Source organism: Pseudoclavibacter sp. JAI123 (assembly GCF_013409665.1).
GTDB lineage: Bacteria > Actinomycetota > Actinomycetes > Actinomycetales > Microbacteriaceae > Pseudoclavibacter.
This window is the reverse complement of record NZ_JACCCM010000001.1, coordinates 922024-941092: the sequence shown is the minus strand read 5'-3', so window position 1 is coordinate 941092 and position 19069 is coordinate 922024. Positions and strand designations below refer to the sequence as shown.

The 19069-nt window shown below is 69.4% G+C and carries 18 protein-coding genes; 7 read left to right on the top strand and 11 right to left on the bottom strand.

Annotation, left to right across the window (positions count from 1 at the left end):
* Window positions 1-35 precede the first annotated feature (35 nt).
* A complete protein-coding gene (locus HDC34_RS04535; protein ID WP_179556026.1) occupies window positions 36-932 on the bottom strand; it encodes a DMT family transporter in 897 nt (298 codons plus the stop codon).
* Between the two features lie 39 nt (window positions 933-971).
* Here HDC34_RS04535 and HDC34_RS04530 point away from each other — a divergent pair, with 39 nt between their 5' ends.
* From HDC34_RS04530 to HDC34_RS04520, 3 genes are all read left to right on the top strand, one after another.
* Entirely contained in the window at window positions 972-1505 is a 534-nt protein-coding gene (locus HDC34_RS04530; protein WP_179556025.1) for a MarR family winged helix-turn-helix transcriptional regulator, read from the top strand.
* A 4-nt stretch (window positions 1506-1509) separates the two neighbouring features.
* Window positions 1510-2898 (top strand): M20/M25/M40 family metallo-hydrolase, encoded by a 1389-nt coding sequence (locus HDC34_RS04525; RefSeq protein WP_179556024.1) that lies wholly within the window; start codon window positions 1510-1512, stop codon window positions 2896-2898.
* Window positions 2899-3110: 212 nt separating this feature from the next.
* Entirely contained in the window at window positions 3111-4613 is a 1503-nt protein-coding gene (locus HDC34_RS04520; protein WP_179556023.1) for an MFS transporter, read from the top strand.
* A 14-nt stretch (window positions 4614-4627) separates the two neighbouring features.
* On the opposite strand, the gene HDC34_RS04515 is transcribed toward HDC34_RS04520, so the two are convergent.
* From HDC34_RS04515 to efeU, 5 genes are all read right to left on the bottom strand, one after another.
* Entirely contained in the window at window positions 4628-6172 is a 1545-nt protein-coding gene (locus HDC34_RS04515; protein WP_179556022.1) for a cell wall metabolism sensor histidine kinase WalK, read from the bottom strand.
* Window positions 6169-6918, bottom strand: coding sequence for a response regulator transcription factor (locus HDC34_RS04510; RefSeq protein ID WP_104310456.1), 750 nt, complete (start codon window positions 6916-6918; stop codon window positions 6169-6171). The genes HDC34_RS04515 and HDC34_RS04510 overlap by 4 nt, the downstream gene beginning before the upstream one ends.
* A gap of 64 nt (window positions 6919-6982) precedes the next feature.
* Entirely contained in the window at window positions 6983-8284 is a 1302-nt protein-coding gene (efeB, locus tag HDC34_RS04505) for an iron uptake transporter deferrochelatase/peroxidase subunit (protein ID WP_179556021.1), read from the bottom strand.
* A gap of 141 nt (window positions 8285-8425) precedes the next feature.
* Entirely contained in the window at window positions 8426-9643 is a 1218-nt protein-coding gene (gene efeO, locus HDC34_RS04500; protein ID WP_179556020.1) for an iron uptake system protein EfeO, read from the bottom strand.
* Window positions 9644-9669: 26 nt separating this feature from the next.
* Window positions 9670-10578, bottom strand: a complete 909-nt coding sequence (gene efeU / locus HDC34_RS04495) for an iron uptake transporter permease EfeU (protein WP_179556019.1) — start codon at window positions 10576-10578, stop codon at window positions 9670-9672.
* 269 nt (window positions 10579-10847) lie between these two features.
* Between efeU and HDC34_RS04490 the strand changes: the two genes are divergently transcribed.
* From HDC34_RS04490 to recQ, 3 genes are all read left to right on the top strand, one after another.
* Window positions 10848-11150, top strand: coding sequence for a rhodanese-like domain-containing protein (locus HDC34_RS04490; RefSeq protein ID WP_179556018.1), 303 nt, complete (start codon window positions 10848-10850; stop codon window positions 11148-11150).
* Between the two features lie 199 nt (window positions 11151-11349).
* The gene (locus tag HDC34_RS04485) at window positions 11350-11577 is read left to right on the top strand and encodes a hypothetical protein (protein WP_104310451.1); all 228 of its coding nucleotides are present in this window, start codon (window positions 11350-11352) and stop codon (window positions 11575-11577) included.
* A gap of 107 nt (window positions 11578-11684) precedes the next feature.
* Entirely contained in the window at window positions 11685-13568 is a 1884-nt protein-coding gene (recQ, locus tag HDC34_RS04480; protein WP_257023075.1) for a DNA helicase RecQ, read from the top strand.
* Between the two features lie 25 nt (window positions 13569-13593).
* Here the strand turns inward: recQ and HDC34_RS04475 are convergent, their stop codons facing one another.
* On the bottom strand, window positions 13594-14094 hold the full coding sequence (locus HDC34_RS04475) for a heme-degrading domain-containing protein (RefSeq protein WP_179556017.1): 501 nt from the start codon (window positions 14092-14094) through the stop codon (window positions 13594-13596).
* Between the two features lie 179 nt (window positions 14095-14273).
* Between HDC34_RS04475 and HDC34_RS04470 the strand changes: the two genes are divergently transcribed.
* On the top strand, window positions 14274-14675 hold the full coding sequence (locus HDC34_RS04470; protein WP_104310448.1) for a YccF domain-containing protein: 402 nt from the start codon (window positions 14274-14276) through the stop codon (window positions 14673-14675).
* A gap of 84 nt (window positions 14676-14759) precedes the next feature.
* Here the strand turns inward: HDC34_RS04470 and HDC34_RS04465 are convergent, their stop codons facing one another.
* The 4 genes from HDC34_RS04465 to HDC34_RS04450 all read right to left on the bottom strand — a co-directional run bounded on the left by HDC34_RS04465 (window position 14760) and on the right by HDC34_RS04450 (window position 19069).
* Window positions 14760-15659, bottom strand: coding sequence for an ATP-binding cassette domain-containing protein (locus tag HDC34_RS04465; protein WP_179556016.1), 900 nt, complete (start codon window positions 15657-15659; stop codon window positions 14760-14762).
* Window positions 15659-16741: an ABC transporter permease gene (locus HDC34_RS04460; protein WP_151422077.1), complete on the bottom strand. Its 1083-nt coding sequence runs from the start codon at window positions 16739-16741 to the stop codon at window positions 15659-15661. The genes HDC34_RS04465 and HDC34_RS04460 overlap by 1 nt, the downstream gene beginning before the upstream one ends.
* Window positions 16742-16807: 66 nt before the next feature.
* The gene (locus HDC34_RS04455) at window positions 16808-17785 is read right to left on the bottom strand and encodes a substrate-binding domain-containing protein (RefSeq protein WP_179557089.1); all 978 of its coding nucleotides are present in this window, start codon (window positions 17783-17785) and stop codon (window positions 16808-16810) included.
* Between the two features lie 288 nt (window positions 17786-18073).
* A complete protein-coding gene (locus tag HDC34_RS04450) occupies window positions 18074-19069 on the bottom strand; it encodes a Gfo/Idh/MocA family oxidoreductase (RefSeq protein WP_179556015.1) in 996 nt (331 codons plus the stop codon).

Here is a 19069-nt window from a genome sequence, read left to right as displayed (position 1 = left end):
ACGCCGAGGCTCCCCGGGCCCCCGACTCCGCGGCCCTATTCGGCACCGCTCTGGGTTCGCCTGCGGCGGATTCGCCGCAGGACTGGCTGGATGATCGGCTGCCCAAGCAGGATGCCGAGCAGCACCAGTGCCATGCCCGCGCCCTGCTGCCAGCTGAGCACCTCGCCGGCGACAAGCGTTCCGAGCAGGACACCCGTGACGGGATTGAGGAGCCCGATCAGGCCGGTCGTCCCCGCCGTGAGGTTCTTGAGTCCCCCGAACCAGGCGAGGTAGGCGAGCGCCGTCGAGATGAGGCCGACGTAGGCGAGCGCGGCGATCGCGGGCCCGTCGTAGTTCGGCATCGGCCCCTCGACGAGCAGCGCGACGGGGAGCAGCACGACCCCGCCGCCCACGAGCTGCCAGGCCGTGAGCGGCAGCAGCTCGACGCCGCTCCCCCACCGCTTCACCAGGACGAAGCCGAAGGACGCCAGCGCCATGGCTGCGACGGATGCGGCGACTCCCATCCAGTCGACGGCACCCGTTCCCGTCGCGAGCATGAGCACGACCCCGGCGAGGCCGGTGGCCGCTCCCACGACGGGCAGGACGCGCAGCCGTTCGCCGAGCATGGAGACGGCGAAGACCATCATGACGATGGGCGACGCGGCCATGATCATCGACGCGATGCTTGACGGGAGCAGCTGCGACGCGACGTAGACGAGGGCGAAGAAGGCGCTCATGTTGATGGTGCCGAGCACGAGGGCGCGCCACCACCACGCGCCCTTCGGCAGCTTCCGGGCGAAGAGGAGGAGGACAAGCCCGGCCGGCAGCGCGCGAAGCACGGCGCCCCAGAGCGGCGCATCCGCTGGGAGGAATGACCCCATGACGTAGTAGTTGCTGCCCCAGGCGATCGGTGCGATCGCCGTGATGAGCATCCAGCGCCATTTAGTTTCCATGGAAGCCATTCTAGCTTCCACGGAAGCTATGATGGCACCATGATCGCCCCCGATGACCGCGTCAGCCAGATCCTCGCCGAGTGGGCGCGCGAGCGTCCGGACCTCGACGCATCCCCGATGGGCGTGATCGGGCGCATCCACCGCATCGGCCTGCACCTGACCGACGAGCTCACCCGCGTCTATCGCGAGTTCGGCCTCGGCGAGGGCGACTTCGATGTGCTCGCCACCCTGCGCCGGGCCGGCGCACCGTTCGAGCGCACGCCAAGCGAGCTCGCCGCGTCGACCATGGTCACGACCGGGGCCATGACCAAGAGGGTCGACCGGCTCGAGGGCGCTGGCCTCGTCTCCAGACGGGTCAGCGAAGCGGATGGGCGGGGCCGCGTCGTGCAGCTCACGCCGCGCGGGCTCGACCTCATCGACAAGGCCTACACGCGACACCTCGAGAACGAGGAGCGGCTCCTCTCCGGCGTGAGCGCAGACGACCGGGCCGCGCTCGCCCGCATCCTCGGCCACTGGCTCGCCGACGTCGAGGGCACCGTCGAGGGCACCGGCAGGGGCGCTTCCCTAGACTGACGTCATGACTGCTCCCCAGGCGTCGGGCCGCGGCTCCGAGCTCCCGGACGAGGCGACCGGCATCGCCGAGCGCCTGTCGCGCATGGTGCGGGTGAAGACCGTCTCCGCGGACATGACGGAGCGCGACGCTGCCCCGCTCCAGGACTTCCTCTCCCTGATCGAGGAGCTGTACCCGCTGGCCCACCAGCGACTTGAACGGGAACCCGTCACCGACCGGGGCGTGTTGTACCGCTGGCCGATGGCCGAGACCGGCGGTCGACCCGGGCCCGGCAGCTCGAGTGAACCCGTGGTGCTCATGGCGCACTTCGACGTCGTCCCGGCGTTCGAATCGGAGGGATGGACGCATCCGCCCTTCGAGGGCACCGTCGCCGACGGCTCCGTGTGGGGCCGCGGCACGCTCGACGACAAGGGGCCGCTGTGCGTGATCCTGGAAGCCGTCGAAGCGCTGCTCGGCGAGGGGTTCGCGCCGGCGCGCGACGTGTACCTGTGGTTCGGTGGCGACGAGGAGACGGGCTCGGAAGCGGCGACGGCGGCAGCGACCCTGTTCCGCGAGCGCGGCCTCACGCCGTGGCTGGTGCTCGACGAAGGCGGTGCCGTCGTGGATGCCCCCCTGCCGTTCATCGATGTGCCAGCGGCCATGATCGGGGTCGGCGAGAAGGGGTCGGTGAACATCATCCTCGAGGCGAGCGGCGACGCGGGGCACGCATCGGCGCCGTCCGGACTGACGCCCACGGCCCGCATCGCGAAGGCCGTGACGAGGGTGGAACGCAGTCCGTTCCCCGCTCGGCTGACTCCGGCGGCCCGCGAGATGTTCGCGACGTTCATCCCGCATGCCCAGGGCCGCGGCAGGGTCATCCTCGAGTCGTTCACGCGGGCCCCGTTGCTCGCCGCGCAGACGCTGGCCCGCCTCGGCGGTGATGCGGCCGCACTCGTGCGGACGACTCTCGCGACGACGCGCCTCAGCGGTGGCACCGCCGACAACGTGCTGCCCGCGAGCGCGAGCGCGACCCTCAACTGCCGCATCGCGCCGGGCGAGAGTGTCGCCTCCACGCTTCGGCACGTGCGGCGGGCGGTCCGCGACCGGCAGGTGCGCATCCGCTGCACTGATCCGAACGAGCCGACGGCGCTCGCCCCGACCGACAATGCGCAGTTCGCTCTGCTGCGCGATGCCGCACGCCTCGCGTACCCGGAGGCCGTCGCCGCGCCCTACATCACGCTCGCCGCCACCGACGCGAAGCACTTCCAGCGCTTCGCGCCCGAGACCTACCGCTTCGCGCCGCTCGCCATGGATGCCGGGCAGCGCGCGTCGATCCACGGCGTCGACGAGCGCGTCTCGATCGCCAGCCTCCGCGCGGGCAAGCTCTTCCACGAGTCCCTGCTGCGCTCGCTCTGAGTCCCGCGCTCATCGACCGCGTCTGAGCGCCTCCGCCTCCGCGATTCCCCGAAGCGGGGCCAGGCGACACAGACCGGCTGGTAGGTGGCGAGCGACGGCGGCAGTACAGTGATTCCACCCAGAACGACGGACGACACCGCAGCCGTCCGGCACGACGCACCACCCCCGGGCTCCACCCCCGCCAGCGCAGAGGCCGGAGCATCGGGCGCCCGATGCTCCGCCCAGCTCCCCTCGAGGAAGGCACCAACGTGCACCGTCTCCGCCCCGCCGGCTTCGCCTCGATCGCCGGCATCGTCGGCTTCCTCGCGTTCGTCGAGTTCACGAGCGGCATCCTGCAGGGCTACTACACGCCGCTGCTCACCGACATCGCGCGCCACCTCGGCATCCACGACGCCGACGTCAACTGGCTGGAGGGGGCGCAGCTCATGCTGTCGGCCCTGGTCGTGCCGGTACTCGCGAAGCTGGGCGACATGCTGGGGCAGCGCAAGGTGCTGCTCGTCTCAACAGCGGTCACCGCGCTGGCGTCGTTCGGCCTCGTGTTCGCGCAGGAGTTCTGGATGTTCCTCGTCGCCTGGGCGCTTCAGGGCTTCTACGTCATCTGGCTGCCGATCGAGATCGCGCTCATCTGGTCGCGTACGCGCGAGCGCCCGAACTCCGCGCGCCTCACCCGCACCTCGGCCGGTGTGCTCGTCGCGGCGCTGCAACTCGGGGCCGTCGCCGGCGCGCTCAGCGCTGGGGCGCTTGCCGAAACCCTCCCCGTGCCGGTGCTCCTGCTGATCCCGGCCGTCGCGGTTGCGCTCTGCTTCTTCGTGATCCTGTTTGGCGTGAAGGAAGCCCCGAACCCGGTCGGCGGCCGGCTCGACTACCCGGGCCTCCTGCTCCTGAGCTTCGCGCTGATCGCCTTCACGGGCGGGCTCAGCCTGCTGCGCGTCAACGGCCCGGCCGACCTGTTCTCGTGGAGCGTCGTGCTGCTCGGCCTCGCCCTGCTCGCGGTCTTCGCTCGGGTCGAGCTCGGCCGACCGGATCCCCTCATCGACGTGCGCCTCTTCCGGTCGCCAGCCCTCTGGCCCGTGTTCCTGACGGCCGGCCTCTTCGGGGTGAGCGTGCTCGGCGCGCAGGCGCCCCTCTCGACGTTCGCGCGCACCGACCCCAGCGTGTACGGGTACGGGCTGGGCGCATCCGCTGGCCAGACGTCGATCCTCATCGGCTCGTACGTGCTCTCCATGGTCGCCGGCGCGCTGCTCTACGCGCAGGTCACGAAACTGCTCGCACCGCGCGTCGCGCTGATCGGCGCGAGCGGTCTCGTCGCAACCGGGTACCTGCTGTTCCTGCCCTTCCACGACGGGTATGTGCAGGCGGTCACCAACATGGTCATCGCGGGCATCGGGTCCGGCGCGCTCGTCGCGGCGCTTCCTTCTGCCGCGGCGGCCGCAGCCCCCGCAACCCAGACGGGCGTCGCGACCGGGCTGACCAACTCGGTGAAGACGCTGGGCGGGGCCATGGCGTCGTGCGTGTTCGGCATCGCCCTGCTCGGCACGCTGGCGAATGCCCCCGCCGCGGGCGACGGCACGGCAGGCTCCCTCACGGGCTACTTCACGGTGTGGACCGTGTGCGGGCTGACGGCCGTGGCCGCCGCAGCTGCGCTCTGCTTCGTGCCGAGGACGGCCTTCCAGGATGCGCCCGAGCGGGCCGGCCAGCCGCCCGTCGCCGTGTAGCGCCCGCGCATCCCTCAGCCCTGGGCTGGGGTAGCGAGCGGCAGGCGCACCGTGAAGCGCGTGGCGCCGGGTCGGCTGTCGACGGCGATCGTGCCGCCGTGCGCATCCACGACGCTCTTCACGATGGAGAGGCCGAGACCTGTTCCCCTGGTCACCGGAATGTCACCGGCCTCGGTCTCGCCGCGGGCGCGCGACGTGTCGCCGCGCACGAAACGCTCGAAGAGGTGGCCGAGCACGGCGGGGTCGATGCCCGGGCCGTCGTCGAGGACGCTGAGCATCGCGAACCGGCCATCGACGCCGAGCGTCAGCGTGACGTTGGTGCCGGCCGGCGTGTGCGCGTCGGCGTTGGCCAGCAGGTTCGAGACGACGCGGCGCAGCTGACCCTCGACCCCCACCACCTCGATGGGCTCGCCGGGGATATCGAGGTTCCACCGGTGATCGGGCCAGGCGGCATCCGCGTCGCCGACTGTCTCGAGGGCGATGAGGGACAGGTCGACCCTGCCGCGAGTGGCCTCCACGCCCTCGTCGAGTCGAGCGAGCAGGAGGAGCTCCTCGACGAGAGCGGTCATGCGGACGGACTCCGAGTCGATGCGCTCGAGCGCGCGCGCCGTGTCCTCCGGCAGGTCGGCGCGGCTGCGACGTGTCAGTTCGGAGTAGCCGCGGATCGACGCGAGGGGCGTGCGCAGCTCGTGACTCGCGTCCGCGACGAACTGCCGCATCTTCGCTTCGCTCGCCTCCCTCGCCGTGAAGGCGCGGGAGATGTGCCCGAGCATCGTGTTGAACGCCTGCCCCATGCGCCCGACCTCGGTTCGAGGGTCGGCGTCACGGGGGTCGACGCGCACGTCGAGCGCGGCGTCGCCCGAGGTGAGCGGCAGCTTCGAGATGCTGGTCGCGAGGTGCTCGACCCGTTCGAGCGGGGCCATGGATGCGCGGATCCAGCGAGACGTGAACAGGGCGGCGAGCGCGATGCCGAGCAGCCCGATGAGGCCGATCATGAGACTCAGCGTGGTGGTCGTCGCGTTGACGTCGCCGAGCGGGAGGGCGATGACGACCCCGTACCCGGCGGGCCCTTCGCTCGCCTGCGCCCTGACCTCGCCGATGCCGTCGACGGTGACCGTGTGCGCCCGCCCGTCCAGGGGCACGCTCGCGAGCGACTCCGCCGTGCTCGGCGAGATGAGGACGACCTCGCCGAGGCTGTCGAGGGCGCCGGCGGAGATGACCTCGCCGCCGTCGATGACCGCCCCGACCGTGCCCTCGGCCTGGCCGGGCAGCTTCAGCACGAAGGTCGCGTTCGGCGTGAGCGACAGCGGCCCGCCCGTGTCGCCGGGACCGGATGCGCCCTCGCGTCCGCGGTCGCTGGCAGAGAGCAGCTGCTGGTCGAGCCGGTCGACGAGCACGTTGTGCAGCAGCGAGACGCTCACGGCGCCGATGACGGCGGTGACGGTGACGAGCGTCGCGACGAGGCCGAGCACGAGCCTCCGGCGAAGCGTCATCGGTGCGCGGCCCTGCGGGGCGGCCGCTTCGGCATATCCTCCCTGCCCGGCGAGGGGCGAGGTCATTCCGTGGCCTTGAGCATGTACCCCACACCGCGCACCGTGCTGATCATGGGCTCCCGGCCGGCGTCGACCTTCTTGCGCAGGTAGGAGATGTACAGCTCGACGACGGTCTCTCGCCCGCCGAAGTCGTAGCTCCAGACGTGGTCGAGGATCTGTGCCTTCGAGAGCACGCGGCGGGGGTTGCGCATGAGGAAGCGGAGCAGCTCGAACTCGGTGGCCGTGAGCTCGATGAGGTCGTCGCCTCGGCGAACCTCGTAGCTCTCCTCGTCGAGGCTGAGGTCGCCGACGCGGAGTACTGGGTCGTTCGCGGTGCCCTGCGTGAGCATGGACCGACGCACGAGGCCGCGGACGCGCGCGATGACCTCCTCGAGGCTGAAGGGCTTGGTGACGTAGTCGTCCCCGCCCGCTGTGAGTCCGGCCAGACGGTCGGCGAGTGCATCCTTCGCGGTGAGGAAGAGCACGGGCAGCGTTTCGTCGTCGGCGCGGATGCGGTGCAGCAGGCTGAGCCCGTCGGTGTCGGGGAGCATGATGTCGAGGACTGCGGCGTGGGGTTTGAACTCTCGAGCGACTTTGATCGCGGAGGCGCCATCCGCGGCGGTGCGGACTTCCCAGCCCTCGTAGCGCAGCGCCATCCGGAGCAGGTCGGTGAGCGAGGGCTCGTCGTCGACGACGAGCACTCGGATGGCGGATCCGTCGGCCGCCGTGAGCTTCGGGCCGAGCCGCGAGCTCGACTGATCGGTTGCAGGCATGGCTCCAGTCTCCTCTTTCATCTATGGAGCATCTATGAGCCGCCTGGGCGTGGAGTATGCGCGGTCAGGAGAAGAGCGTCTCCCCCACGTAGCCGCCTTCGCGCGCGCCGGGCGGGATCGCCCAGATGCCGCTGCCGGTGTGCTTGAGGTACTCGTTCAGGAGGTCGGTGCTGAGCGACTGCTGCACGCGGATGAACTGCTCCGGATCGCGCTGGTAGGACAGGAAGAAGAGCCCTGCGTTGAGCCGGCCGAGCTCGTCGTTGCCGTCGACGAAGTTGTAGCCGCGGCGCAGGAGCCGGGCTCCGGCGTTCTTCGCGGGGTGGGCGAGGGCGACGTGCGAGTTCGCGTCGATGGCGGGCTGCCCGAAGGTCGTGTCGCTCTCGACCACGAAGTCGGGCTCGGTGAACTCCTCGCCGCCGCTGAGCGGGGCGCCGGCTCGCTTGTCGCGGCCGATGATCTGCTCCTGCTCCTCGAGGCGCACCCGGTCCCACGACTCGATCATCATGCGGATGCGCCTCGCCACCAGGTAGGAGCCCCCGGCCAGCCAGTCGGGGCCGTCTCCCGGGGCGACCCAGACGTGCTCGGCGGTGGCGCTCGTCTCTTCTGCCTTGACGTTCGCCGTGCCGTCCTTGAAGCCGAAGAGGTTGCGCGGCGTGGCCTGGCTCGTCGACGTCGACGAGGTGCGCCCGAAGCCCAGCTGCGACCAGCGCAGGATGACGCGGCCGAAGCCGATGCGCGTGAGGTTGCGGATGGCGTGCACCGCGACCTGGGGGTCGTCAGCGCAAGCCTGGATGCACAGGTCACCGCCGGACAGCTCGCTCTGGAGCGCGTCGCCCGAGAACCGTGGGAGCTGCGTGAGCTTCACGGGCTGCCTGCTCGCGAGCCCGAAGCGGTCGACGCCGTCGACGTCGACGAAGAGCGTCGGCCCGAAGCCGAACGTGACGGTGAGCGCCGACGGAGGCAGTCCCATGGCCTCGCCCGTGTCGTCCGGCGGGGCGAGCGGGGAGCCGCCGACGGCGCCGGACGCTGAGACGTCGAGGCCCTGCACGAGCCGCGACGACGCGTAGCTCCAGTCCTGCAGCAGCTCGATGAGCTCCTCACGGGTTGTGCCCTCGCGCACGTCGAAGGCCGCGAAGTGGAGCCGGTCCTGGGCTGGCGTGACGATGCCGGCCTGGTGGTCGCCGGAGAACGGATACTGGGTGCCGCTGCCCGCGTGGGTGCTGGCACCGTCCCCGGTCGCGGCCGCGATACCGAAGCCACCGGCACCGCCGGCGGCGATGCCCGCGGCGCCCGCACCGAGCAGCCCGAGCAGCCCGCGTCGAGAGAGGCCGCGGGCCGGTTCTTCGACGTCGGGATCGTTCGGCATCTCATCTGCTCTCACGGGCAGCCTTCCTGGGTGGTCCTGATCAGAGTGGCCAACTTGCGTGATGATCTGCGCCGGTTCACCGCATCCGGGGTGACTTCGGGCCGGTGACCACGCAAGTTGGCCAGGTGTGCTTCGAAGGAGCTACGCCTGCAGGCCGAGCACCGTGGTCGTGAGCTGCGAGAGCGGCTCGGCGAGCGCATCCACCTGCGTGGAGAGCTCCTTGACCTGGTCTGGCGTGAGGTCGCGGTAGTTGGTGAAGCCCTCCTCGTAGCTGCCGTAGCTGCCGAGGAGGTCGTTCAGCGCCGTGAACTCGGTGCTGATGGAGTCGGCGATCGCTGTGCCGTCCTCGCCCTTCGACCGGGCTACGTCCTCGACGATGCCGAAGGCGACTTCTGCGCCCTCGACGTTCGCCTTGAAGTCGCTGAGGTCGGTGCCGGACCACCAGTCCTCCTCGCCGGAGATCTTGCCCGTCGCGACCTCGTCGAGCAGGCCGATCGCGCCGTTCGTGATGTCCTCGATCGAGATCACGAATTCCTCGCCGTTCACGAGGTCGGCGAGCTCCTGGATGTCGGCGACGAGCTGGTCCGCGTAGGCGGTGCGTTCCTCGGGCGTGGAGGGCGCCCAGTCGAGGAACGCGTCGGTGTCGTCGGAGTTCTTGTCGCCCGGCTGCGGCTGCCAGAGGTCCTTCTCGATGCGGTGGAAGCCGGTCCAGTCGAGGCCCTCGGCGACGGCGTCGACCTCGCGGTAGTCGATCTTCGGGTCGAGGTCGCCGAACGCCTCGGCGGTCGGCTCGATGCGCTCGTAGGGCACGCGCGCCGCGGCGAACAGCTCGCGGGCCTTCGCGTCGTCGCCCGACTTGTAGGCGGTGGTGAACTGCTCGACGAGCGGCACGAGCTCGGAGACCTGGTTGCGCAGGTAGGCGGTGTAGCTCGTGACGGCCTCGTCGTAGGCGGCCTGGTCGTCTGCCGCGACCTCCACCGCCTCGCCGGACACCTCGAACTCCGTCTGCCCGATGCCCTCGCCGATCATGCCCGGCTTGCAGACCGTGAAGTAGCTGCCCGGTTGCGCGACGACGGAGAGCTGGCGGCTCGTGCCAGGGGCGATGTTCTCGACCTCGCCAACGATACGGAGGCCGTCGTCGGCGAGCAGGTAGAACTCGGTGACGCGCTCGCCCTCGTTGGTGACGTCGAAGGTGATGGGGCCGCTGGCGGCGGCTGCGCCGGAGACCGTGCAGTCCGAGTCCGTACTCGAGACGGCGAGCGACGACGCTGAGTCAGCTGGCGCGTTCGGCACGCAGCCGGTGAGGGAGACGAGGGCCGCGGCCGACAGCAGTCCGGCGGCAAGTGGCTTGAGGTGCATGGGTGTCCTTCTTCGAGGGCGCGTATCTAGAGCGCGGCGGTCGCCGCAGGCTGGGGTGAGGTTGTGGTCGCGTGCCGCCTGCCGGAGCGGGTGCGGATGGCGAAGAGCGTGGCGGTCGGGATGAGGTACGCGAAGTAGGCAAGGATCTCGAGCTTCGTCATCTCGGGAGTGAAGCCGAGCGTGCCCTTGAGGAGCGCGCCGAGGAGCCCGTCCGGAGGGATGACCTCGGGGATGCGGAACGCCCACGCGTTCTCCCCGAACCAGGCCTGCAGTGCGGCCGGTGCGGTCTCGGGGGCGGCGATGAAGGGTCCAGGCAGCAACGCGGCCTCCTGGAGGTCGTGGATCGCGTAGGCCACGATGCCCGCGGCGAAGACGATGAGGAGGGCGCCGGTCCAGGTGAAGAACGTGGAGAGGTCGATGCGAACGACACCACGGAAGAGGCCCCAGGCGAGCCCGACCGCGATGAGGAGGCCGAGGATGGCGCCGAGGAAGCCGAGCACCCAGCCGTCACCGGAGCGCGTCGTCGACCAGACGAAGAGCGCGGTCTCGAGGCCCTCTCGCGCGACGGAGACGAAGGCGACCGCGACGATGCCCCAGCCGCTGCCCCCGAGGTGGCGATCGACCTGCCCCTCGAGGTCGTGCTTGAGCGTCTTCGAGACGCGGAGCATCCAGAACACCATCCACGTCACCATGGCGACGGCGACGAGCGACAGCGTGCCGCCGATGATCTCCTGGGCTTGGAAGGAGAGCCCGTAGGCGCCGAACGTGAGCACCGCGCCGAGGATGAGGGAGGCGACGACCGCGAACGCGACGCCGAGCCAGATGCGACGCACGATGTCCGGTCGTCGGATTCGCCGAGCGTAGGCGATGAGGATGCCGACGACGAGCGCCGCTTCGAGGCCTTCGCGGAGGCCGATGAGGAGAGAGCCGAGCATGCTGGATTCCTGGGCGTGAAGAGAACGGGCCGGCGGGCGTGAGGGCCAGCCAGAGCCCAGGCGTCCATACGCGGTAGGCCAGGTAAGGCTTACCTTTTGTGAAGGTACACCTGCCTTCGGGGATTTGCCAAGTTCCGTTCAGGTCAGAGCCCGTCCGGCGTCCCAACTCCTCCCGAGGCCAGTGCGCCAGCGCTCTCGAAGTGCGCTGAAGTACCGTGGTGCGCGGCCCGCGCTTCCGCGGTGCAGAGACTCAACCAGGAGGATCACCCGTGCAGACCATCGACACCAAACAGCTCGCAGAGCTCGGCGAGCAGGCCACCGTCATCGACGTTCGCGAACGCGACGAGTTCTCGGAGGTGCGCATCCCGTGGGCCAGCAACGTGCCGCTGAGCGAGCTAACGGATCGTGTCGACGAGGTGCCGGAGGACGGCCCCGTGTACCTGATCTGCGCCGCAGGGGTCCGCAGCGAACGCGCCGCCGCGTACCTCGAGCAGCAGGGCAAGCCGGTCGTGAATGTGCTCGGCGGCATGTCCGAATGGGCGGGGTCGGGGTTCACGGTCGAACGCGACTGAACGACCTACGGTCGGCTGCCCGCCGTATCCTCGTCATCCCTTCGCCGATCGACCCGAGGCAGACCTCCCCAGCCATCCTGTCGGGTGGGGAGTTCTCCCCTGGATCTCGGGTGTGCCGTGCGTCGATTCTCGCTAGCGTTGAAGCCCCCAAGATCGCGAGCCCTGCGGCGCGACGAGTCACCGGCGATGGGAGCTGAGTGTGAACAGCCCACGGCATCTTGCGCGCGCCCGTGATGCCTCGACCCGCCTGGCATCGCAGCCGAGCGTGGACCCGCGGCTGCAGCTCGAGCAGCAGCACCGCGCAGCTCAGCTGGACCCGTTCGACCGCACCCTCCCGCGGCGCGCGATACGGGCGGCGTCTGCGCCTCTGTTCATCCCCGGGTTCCGCTACTACCCGCCGGTCTCGCGCCTCGGCGCCGCCCGATAGCGGCACGCTGAGGCCCCCGCTTTCCGGTCGCGTCGGTGCGCGGATGCATGCGGCCGGGCCTGTGGATGACCAAGCGGATGTCGGTCGTCGCGCCTAGGGTTGCTTGCATGGTCGCGACGCACGAGACAGAAGCCCCCGCCAGGTCAGGGACCCTGCTCGAGCGAGCGCAGCGGGTGCTGCGCGAGGTCTTCGGCTACGACGACTTCCGCGGCGACCAGGCCCAGATCATCGAGCGCCTCTGCGCTGGCGACGACGCTGTCGTGCTCATGCCGACCGGTGGAGGCAAGAGCCTCTGCTACCAGGTGCCCGCGCTCGTGCGAGAGGGCACCGGAGTGGTCATCTCGCCCCTCATCGCGCTCATGCACGACCAGGTCGGCGCGCTCGAGCAGCTTGGCGTGCGCGCCGCGTTCCTGAACTCCACGCAGTCGATCGACGAGCGGAGAGATGTCGAGCGGCAACTCCTCGCGGGCGAGCTCGACCTCATCTACCTGGCCCCCGAGCGCCTGCCTGTCGCCGCCGATCTCCTGAGTCGCACCAACATCTCGCTGTTCGCGATCGACGAGGCCCACTGCGTCGCGCAGTGGGGGCACGACTTCCGCCCCGACTACCTGAACCTGTCGATGATCGCGGAGCGCTGGCCAGGCGTCCCCCGCATCGCCCTGACGGCCACCGCGACGAGCGAGACCCGGCAGGAGATCGTCGACCGGCTCGTGCTCGGCGACGCGAAGGTGTTCGTGGCCAGCTTCGACCGCCCGAACATCCAGTACCGCGTCTCCCCGAAGGCCACCCCGAAGGCGCAGCTGCTGCGCCTCATCCAAGAGGAGCACTCGGGCGACGCCGGCGTCGTGTACTGCCTGAGCCGCAAGTCGGTCGAGAACGTCTCCGAGTGGCTGCGGGGACAGGGCGTGAACGCGCTCGGCTACCACGCGGGGATGCCTGCCGAGACGCGTGCGCGACACCAGGCGAAGTTCCTCCGCGAAGACGGGGTCGTCATGGTGGCCACGATCGCGTTCGGCATGGGCATCGACAAGCCGGATGTGCGCTTCGTGGCGCACCTCGACCTCCCCAAGAGCATCGAAGGCTACTACCAGGAGACTGGTCGCGCGGGCCGAGACGGCCTGCCGTCCACCGCCTGGCTGGCCTACGGCCTGAACGACGTGGTGCAGCAGCGCCGCATGATCGCGGAAGGCGAAGGAGACGCGCAGCGCAAGCGAGCGCAAAGCCAGCACCTCGACGCGATGCTCGCGCTCTGCGAGACCGTCACGTGCCGCCGCGTGCAGCTGCTCGCCTACTTCGGGCAGCTCAGCGAGCCGTGCGGCAACTGCGACACGTGCATCTCGCCGCCCGACTCGTGGGATGGCACGATCGCGGCGCAGAAGCTGCTCTCAACCGTGCTGCGACTCGACCGCGAGCGCAACGGCCAGGCGTTCGGCGCCGGCCAGCTCATCGACATCCTCACCGGCAAGACGACCGACAAGATCACGCAGTGGAAGCACGACGAGCTCTCGACGTTCGGCATCGGCAAGGATCTCGGCGACACGGAGTGGCGCGGCGTCATCCGCCAGCTGCTGGCCGCGGGGGTGCTCGCTGTGCGCGGCGAGTACGGGGTGCTGGCGCTGACGAGCGAGGCCGCCCCGGTGCTCCGCGGCGAGCGGCAGCTCATGTTCCGCAAGGAGCCCCCGAAGCCGGCCGGCTCGAGCGGGCGCCGCTCGCGCGGGGAGTACTCGGGTCGCTCCGGCGGCGGGAGCGCGGCAGCGGCAGCCCTCACGGAGTCGCAGCGCGAGGTCTTCGAGCGGCTGCGCACCTGGCGCGCCGAGACCGCGAAGGAGCAGGGCGTGCCCGCCTACATCGTGTTCACGGATGCGACCCTCGCCGCCATCGCCGAGGTCAAGCCGCGCCAGCACGCGCAGCTCGCCGCCATCTCCGGCGTCGGTGCGGCGAAGCTCGAGCGCTACGCCGACGACGTTCTTGACGCCGTCGCCGACCAGTAGCGCCGCAGCCCTGGCCGTCGCGCGGCTACGACAGGACTCGGTGGACGCGCAGCGCTTCGACGACCAGCGCGTGGTCCTCGTGCATCTCGAGGCCGCTGACGCCGACCGCGCCGGCGAGGGTGCCGCCGATGCGGATCGGGAAGGCGCCGCCCGCGGCGGCGTACTCGCGCGGGTCCAGGAGGGAGTCTGCGGCGAAGTCCTCGCCGTCCGCCTCGTACGTGTATCGGACCGCGAGGGTCGAGTGACCGAAGTGCTCGACCACCCGGAACTTGCGGGCGAGCCAGGCGTCATTCAACGCGGAGGAGCCTGGCGTCGCGGCGTGGAACGCACGCTGTCCGCCGAGCACGACCGAGACGGCGACGCTGTGGCCGCGCACGATCGACTCGTGGCGCAGCCAGGTGCCCACCTGCCACGCATCCTCAAGCGTGAAGCTCGGGAAGTCGAGCTCCTGCTCCTCGGCGTGCAGGATGCTCAGGATCTCGCCGGCGGGCAGGCCGGCGTACGGGGGTGGGGTGGTGGAGCTCATGGGTGGACCTCGGTGTGCACGGCAGTCTCGGACTGCGGATGGGCTGGGGGGGGTTTCGGCACGACGACGTACCTGCTGCGAGCATAGCCCTCCTGCACTCATTTGTCATGACATATGCACATGCTGAGTTCAGCCTCCGGGATGACGCGATACATCGCGAGTTGCGGCAGGCTTGACGCATGCGCACTCTCCTCAACATCATCTGGCTCCTGCTCTCGGGCTTCTGGCTCTTCTGCGGCTACATGCTGGCCGGCGTGCTGCTCTGCATCCCGATCATCACGATCCCGTGGGCCATCGCCTCGTTCCGCATCGGCCTGTACGCGCTCTGGCCCTTCGGCCGCGATGTCGTCTCACGGCCGAACGCCGGCGCCTTCTCGTTCATCGGCAACGTCATCTGGTTCGTGCTCGCCGGCTGGTGGCTTGCGATCGGGCACATCGTCTCCGGTATCGCGCTGTGCGTCACCATCATCGGCATCCCCATGGGCATCGCCGATTTCAAGATGATCCCGATCTCCCTCTCGCCGCTCGGCAAGGAGGTCGTCGACCGCGACAACGGTCCATTTGCGGCCGCCCGCCGCTGACCAGCCTCCTGAGCGCGCGAAACGGCCGGCACCCCGCAGCGGGTGCCGGCCGTTCTCGCATGATCCACGCAGCGGACGCTGCCCCTACTTGGCGGGCACGTCCGGGATGTCGTCCTCCACTTCGCGGATGACGGCGATGTCCTGCGTGTAGCCGCCGAGCTGCTCGAGCTCGTGGGCGAGCTCCTCGAGTTCGGCGCCGCCGGCCATCTGCGCGGTGAGCTCGTCGAGGGTGATGTCGGCCTTGTCGTAGTAGCCGATCGACTTGCCGCGCTTGAGGAGCAGGAAGCTGTCGCCGACGGGGAACGCGTGGTGCGGGTTGTGGGTGATGAAGATCACGCCGAGCCCGCGGTCGCGGGCCGCGAGGATGTAGCGCAGGACGACGCCCGACTGCTTGACGCCGAGGGCGGCGGTCGGCTCGTCCAGGATCAGCGCCTTCGCCCCGAAGTACACGGCGCGGGCGATCGCGACGCACTGCCGTTCGCCGCCGGAGAGCTGGCCGATGGGCTGGTCGACGTCGCGAAGGTCGATGCCCATGTCGAGCAGCTCCTTCTTCGTGATGTCCTTCATCTGCTCGACGTCGAGGCTCTTGAACGGGCCGAAGCCCTTCGTGAGCTCGGAGCCGAGGAAGAAGTTGCGCCAGATCGGCATGAGCGGCACGACCGCGAGGTCCTGGTAGACCGCCGCGATGCCCCGTTCGAGGGCCTCGCGAGGCGACTTGAGGTGCACCGACTCGCCCTCGATGAGGAACTCGCCGTCGGTGTGCTCGTGGCGTCCCGCGATGATCTTGATGAGCGTCGATTTGCCGGCACCGTTGTCGCCGAGCACGCACGTGACGCGCCCCGGGTCGACGTCCATGTCGACGCCCTGCAGGGCGAGGATGTTGCCGTACCGTTTGCCCGCATCCCGGAGCGAGATCAGGTGCGCGCCCTGGTCTGCCGACGCCGACTGCTGCGCATCCGTCACTGTTGCCTGATTCGTTGCCATTACTTCTGCTCCGCCCTCTTCTTGACGACGAGGTTCACGATCGTGGCCATCAGCAGCATGAGGCCGAGGAAGAACTTGAACCAGTCCGGGTTCCACTGGGCGTAGACGATGCCCTTGTTGGCCATGCCGAAGATGAGGGCGCCGATGGCACCGCCGATCGCCGAGCCGTAGCCGCCGGTGAGGAGGCAGCCGCCGATGACGGCCGCGATGATGTAGAGGAACTCGTTGCCGATTCCCTCGCCCGACTGCACGACGTTGAAGGCGAACAGGTTGTGCATGCCGAGGATCCAGGCGCAGAAGCCGACGCCCATGAAGAGGCCGATCTTCGTCGCCGTGACGGGGACGCCGACGGCGCGGGCCGCGTTCTCGTCGCCGCCGACCGCGAAGATCCAGTTGCCGATCTTCGTGCGCATGAGGATGAACGTGGCGACGAGCACCAGGGCGATCCAGATGAAGACGGTGACGTTGACGTTGACGCCGAAGACCGGGATCTCGCTCGCGAAGATGGCCTTCGCCGATGCGAAGCCGTCCATGTCAGCGATCGCGGGGCTGGAGACGCCGCCGCCGACGAGGCGGGTGATGCCGAGGTTCAGCCCCGTGAGCATGAGGAACGACGCGAGCGTGACGATGAACGACGGCAGCTTCGTCTTGATGAGCAGCCAGCCGTTGATGAAGCCGACGACGAGGGCGAAGACGAGCCCCATGAGCACGCCGACCCACACGTTGGTGGCGAAGTACCAGCTGAAGAGGGATGCGGTGAGTGCCGACGAGATGACGGCGACGCCGGCGGAGAGGTCGAACTCGCCGCCGATCATGAGCAGCGAGACGCCGACGGCCATGATGCCGATCGTGGAGGCGCCGTAGAGCACGGTCGCGAGCGACGTGACCTGCGTGAAGACTGGGGCGGCGACCGCGAAGAACACGAAGACGACGATGGCGCCGACGACGGCGCCCATCTCGGGCCGGCCGAGGATGACAGAGAGCGGCGAGCGCTTGCCGACGCGCTCGTCGGTGGTGACGGGGGCCGAGCCGGTGTTGGGCGACCGGGGGGATGCTGCGGTTGGTGTTGAGGTTTGAACCATGACTGCACTTCCTTGTGAGGGGTCGGGATGGCCGCGCTGGCGGCCACCCCGACCGTGGTTCGCTGGTTAGCGGATGCCCTTTTTGGCCTCTTCGAGGACGACGGCCGCGTTGCTCTCGTCGATGATCGTCGGGCCGGTGAGCACGGGCTTGCCACCGCCGAGTGCGAACTCGCCGTTGTTCTGCAGCCAGAGCGAGTCGACGGCCATGTACCCCTGGAGGTAGGGCTGCTGGTCGACCGTGAAGGCGACGTCACCGTCGACGATGGCCTGCGCGAGGTCCGCGTTGAGGTCGAACGACGCGACCTTGGCGCTCGAGCCGGTCTCGGAGACCGAGTCGATGGCCGTGAGGGTGAAGGGAGCGCCGAGTCCGATGACGACGTCGGTGTCGGGCGTCGACTGCAGCTTGGCGGAGATCGTCGACTTGACCTGGGTCATGTCGGTGCCGGTCACGTAGAGGATCTCGGTGGCTGGCACCTTCTCCTTGATGCCCGCGCACCGCGCTTCGAGGCCGACGTGGCCCTGCTCCTGGATGATGCAGAGGGGCTTGGTGTAGCCGAGCTCGGTGATCTTGTCACCGGCGGCCTGGCCCGCGACGACCTCGTCCTGGCCGATGTAGGTGAAGGCGCCGAACTCGAAGGCTTCCTTGCTGCCGCCGTTGAAGGCGACGACGGGGATGCCGGCGTCGACGGCGGCCTTGATGGAGTCCTCGAGTGCGTCGCCCTTGGCGATGGTGACGGCGATGCCGTCGACGCCCTGGTCGATGGCCTGCTGGATCAGCTGAGCCTGGTTCGGAGCCTGCGGGTCAGACGAGTAGAGCAGTTCGACGTTGTCCTTCGCCGCCGCCGTCTCGGCGCCCTTGCGGACGATGTCCCAGAAGGTGTCGCCGGGGGCGGCGTGAGTGATCATCGCGATCTTGATCGAGGGCGTGTCTGCGACGCCAGCGACCGCGGGGTCCTGCGCCGTTCCGGTGTCGCGTCCGCCTGCGGAGGAGCAGGCGGTGAGTGCGAAGACCGGCACCATGGCGAGTGCGGCCAGGCCGAACATGAGACGTTTCTTCTTCACGAAAACTCCTTTGAATGCCGTGATGACGTCAGTTGTGCGCTCGACGAGACAGCCGCTGGGGGACGGCGCCTTGAGAAGCTCACGTGTGCTCGCTCGGTCATCCTTGTCCGAGAGCAACGAGCACGTCACTGACTTGTCATGACAATAGCTCAACAGGTGTATTAAGCAAACACTTTCTTGTGAAGACCGCATCACGGATCCGTCTCGACGCAGAACGGCGGGCGACCGAGATCCGGTCGCCCGCCGCCCGACGGCAGGTCTCGCGCGCACTCAGTAGACCACCGGCTCCTCCCGGCCGCTCGCGAGCGAACGAGTGGCGGCCTCGGCGACAGCCTGCGCGCGAAGGGCCTCGCGCAGTGACGGCGACGGCGAACGCGCATCCTCGAGCGCACCGACGAACTCCGCGAGAGCCGCGGCGTAGGTGGGCTGCACACGCTCGAACCAGCCCGCGTGCATCCCCGACTCCGTCACCGTTCCGCTCCCATACCTGGCCACCTGGCCCGACCTGTGCCGCTTGGCTTCGACCAGCCCCTCCGAGCCGAACACCTCGATGCGCTCGTCGTAGCCGTAGCCGGAGCGACGGATGCTGTCGATCTGCACGAGGGCGCCGTTCGCGAGGCGCACGGTGGCGATCGACGTGTCGACGTCGCCGTACTCGGCGACCCTGGGTTCAGCCAAGGCACTGCCCGTCGCGGACACGGCGACCGCATCGAGGCCGGTGATCCAGGTCGCGAGGTCGAAGAAGTGCACCGTCTGGTCGCGCATCTGCCCGCCGGAGACCGCGATGTACTCGAGCGGCGGCATGGATGGCCCGCGACTCGAGAGCTGCAGCAGCTCGACGTCGCCGACCTCGCCCGCATCCACGATTCGCTTCACCTCGGAGTAGTCGCGGTCGAAACGACGATTGAAATCGACCATCGCGGTGATGCCGGACGCCTCGACGTACGCCACCGTCTCCCGGGCGCGCTCGAGATCGAGGTCGATGGGCTTCTCGCAGAGCGCTGCGATGCCCGCGTCGGCCGCGAGCCGAAGATGCTCGGAGTGCTTGTTGGTGGAGGACGCGATGAGCACGGCGTCGACCTGCGCGGCATCGAAGACCTGCGCGAGCGAGGGCACGGCCGCTGCGCCGTGCGAGACGGCCAGCCTCTCTGCCCTCGCGAGGTCGACGTCGTACACGTAGCGGAAGTCGACATCGGGGTTGGCCGCGAGGCTCTGAGCATGGACGGCGCCGATGAACCCGGCGCCGATGAGCGCGAATCTCTGCAT

Coding starts and splice junctions, on each gene's coding strand:
- HDC34_RS04510 (WP_104310456.1), bottom strand. CDS start 6,918: ATGCCTGCAACCGATCAGTCGAGCTCGCGGCTCGGCCCGAAGCTCACG.
- HDC34_RS04455 (WP_179557089.1), bottom strand. CDS start 17,785: ATGTTCGGCCTGGCCGCACTCGCCATGGTGCCGGTCTTCGCACTCACC.
- efeB (WP_179556021.1), bottom strand. CDS start 8,284: ATGCCGAACGATCCCGACGTCGAAGAACCGGCCCGCGGCCTCTCTCGA.
- HDC34_RS04475 (WP_179556017.1), bottom strand. CDS start 14,094: ATGAGCTCCACCACCCCACCCCCGTACGCCGGCCTGCCCGCCGGCGAG.
- HDC34_RS04535 (WP_179556026.1), bottom strand. CDS start 932: ATGGAAACTAAATGGCGCTGGATGCTCATCACGGCGATCGCACCGATC.
- HDC34_RS04465 (WP_179556016.1), bottom strand. CDS start 15,659: ATGGCAACGAATCAGGCAACAGTGACGGATGCGCAGCAGTCGGCGTCG.
- HDC34_RS04530 (WP_179556025.1), top strand. CDS start 972: ATGATCGCCCCCGATGACCGCGTCAGCCAGATCCTCGCCGAGTGGGCG.
- efeU (WP_179556019.1), bottom strand. CDS start 10,578: ATGCTCGGCTCTCTCCTCATCGGCCTCCGCGAAGGCCTCGAAGCGGCG.
- HDC34_RS04470 (WP_104310448.1), top strand. CDS start 14,274: ATGCGCACTCTCCTCAACATCATCTGGCTCCTGCTCTCGGGCTTCTGG.
- HDC34_RS04525 (WP_179556024.1), top strand. CDS start 1,510: ATGACTGCTCCCCAGGCGTCGGGCCGCGGCTCCGAGCTCCCGGACGAG.
- recQ (WP_257023075.1), top strand. CDS start 11,685: ATGGTCGCGACGCACGAGACAGAAGCCCCCGCCAGGTCAGGGACCCTG.
- HDC34_RS04460 (WP_151422077.1), bottom strand. CDS start 16,741: ATGGTTCAAACCTCAACACCAACCGCAGCATCCCCCCGGTCGCCCAAC.
- efeO (WP_179556020.1), bottom strand. CDS start 9,643: ATGCACCTCAAGCCACTTGCCGCCGGACTGCTGTCGGCCGCGGCCCTC.
- HDC34_RS04515 (WP_179556022.1), bottom strand. CDS start 6,172: ATGACCTCGCCCCTCGCCGGGCAGGGAGGATATGCCGAAGCGGCCGCC.
- HDC34_RS04450 (WP_179556015.1), bottom strand. CDS start 19,069: ATGCAGAGATTCGCGCTCATCGGCGCCGGGTTCATCGGCGCCGTCCAT.
- HDC34_RS04520 (WP_179556023.1), top strand. CDS start 3,111: ATGCTCCGCCCAGCTCCCCTCGAGGAAGGCACCAACGTGCACCGTCTC.